Source organism: Xanthomonas sp. SHU 166 (assembly GCF_000364685.1).
In the GTDB taxonomy this organism is placed as follows: Bacteria; Pseudomonadota; Gammaproteobacteria; order Xanthomonadales; family Xanthomonadaceae; genus Xanthomonas_A; species Xanthomonas_A sontii.
On the sequence record NZ_AQOJ01000332.1, the window covers coordinates 1 to 1,428 of the forward strand.

A 1,428-nucleotide genomic window follows, 5' to 3' on the forward strand; every position below is an offset into this window, starting at 1 on the left:
TGCACCGCCCTGCGGCGTGCCGGCGACCTCGGCGCCGGCCGCCTGCCAGCGCGCCACCACGCCCGGATGCGGATGGCCGAAGCGGTTGCCGTAGGCCGCCGACACCAGTACCAACCGCGCGCCGGTGGCAGCGACGAAGGCCGGCTGCGAGGAATGCGCGCTGCCATGGTGCGGCGCCACCACGACGTCGGCGCGCAGCGCCTGCGGCGCCTCGCGCAGCAGCGTGCGCTCGACCACGTCGCCGATATCGCCGGCCAGCAACAGCGCGCCATGCACGGTTTCCACGCGCAGCACGCAGCTGGATTCGTTGCGCAGATACGGAAAGTGCGGCGCCGGATGCAGGAACCGGAACCGCACGCCATCCCATTCCCAGGCATCGCCGGCCACGCAGGCCCGGTCCACCGGCAACGGCGCACCAGCCGGGGCCTGGACCAGGCCGATCGGCAGCGCCGCGCGCACCGCGGCCAGGCCGCCGGCGTGGTCGTTGTCGCCATGACTGATCACCGCGCGATACAGCCGCGCCACGCCAAGCGCATGCAGCGCCGGGACCACCACCCGTTCGCCAGCGTCGTAGCCGTCCTCGACCGCCGGCCCGGTGTCGTACAGCAGTTGATGGTGGGCGGTGCGGACCAGCAACGACAGGCCCTGCCCCACGTCGAACATCACCAGATCGACCTCGCCCGGTCGCGGTCGCTCCAGCGGCGGCCACAGCAAGGGCAACCACAGCAGCGCCGCCAGCGGCTTGCCCGGCACCGCGCGCGGCAGCAGCAGCCAGAACGCGCCCAGCAAGGCCAGCGGCAGCGCCCAGTCGCGCGCCTCCGGCAACCAGCGCAGGGCGAAGCGGCTCTCGCCCAGGGCGACGAACAACGGCCAGGTCAGGTCGAAGCAGGCTGCGGCCAGGCGCCACAGCCAGGCACCGGCACCGGCATGCAACGCCTCCAGCGCGGTACCGAGCAAGGCCAGCGGGACCACCACCAGGCTCCACCACGGGATCGCCAGCAGGTTGGCCAGCGGCCCGACCACGGAGGCCTGCCCGAACAGCATCGTGCTCACCGGCAGCAGGCCGACCGTGGCCACGCCTTGCGCGGTCAGGAAGCTGCGCAGCGTCTCGCGCCAGCCACGACCGGCATCGGGCATGCACCAGGCCAGCCAGGCGACGCCGAGGAAGCTCAGCCAGAAGCCGGCCGAGAGCACCGCCAGCGGGTCGCAGAGCAGCATGGCAATCGCCGCCAGCGCCAATGCGTCGACCACCCGCACCGGTCGCCGCCACAACCGTGCCGCCACCACCACCGCGATCATCAGCGCGGTGCGCACGGTCGGCAGGGCCATGCCCGACACCAGGGTGTAGCCGCCGGCGCCGAGCAGCGCCAGCGCCGCCGCGGCCTGGCGCCGCGGCCAGTAGCGGCCCAGTTGCGGCCACAGCCGCCA

Annotated in this window: 1 protein-coding gene; it reads right to left on the reverse strand. The window is 73.7% G+C overall.

Annotated features, from left to right (window positions below; translation table 11 throughout):
• On the reverse strand, nt 1–1,428 hold a 1,428-nt coding region (locus D180_RS09950), incomplete at both ends, for a DNA internalization-related competence protein ComEC/Rec2 (protein ID WP_017912675.1).